General features: G+C 37.6%; 1 pseudogene. It reads left to right on the forward strand.

The features are described from left to right. A pseudogene (locus A3850_RS20360) lies at positions 1-262 on the forward strand (hypothetical protein); the annotation flags it as partial. Positions 263-354: the final 92 nt, after the last annotated feature.

Raw genomic sequence — 354 nt, forward strand, 5'->3', positions numbered from 1 at the left:
CTTATCTATTGCGTATGGATTCGGCTTATTTATGGGAGCAAGTCGATTTACTTTTAGTCAATGGCAATCCGATGATGGATGGGGCGGTTGGTCTACATCAACTAAAGGCTATCTTCCATCACAAATTACAGGTTACGCGCTTGCTGAATTGCAGAATTATAAGGATGATTTTCATCCAAATTGGCTTAGTGAGGTCAGTGGTAGCTTCAAGAAAGACATCGTAAAGGGGCTAAAGTACATTGAATACAATAGGCAAATTTGAATAGATAGAAGAATGTAAACATCGAACAAGTAGAATTAAGCAGAAAAGTAAACTCGTAGTATCAGGTCGTAACCTAATAAACATGGTCTTAT

Source organism: Lewinella sp. 4G2 (assembly GCF_001625015.1).
Taxonomy (GTDB): domain Bacteria; phylum Bacteroidota; class Bacteroidia; order Chitinophagales; family Saprospiraceae; genus Neolewinella.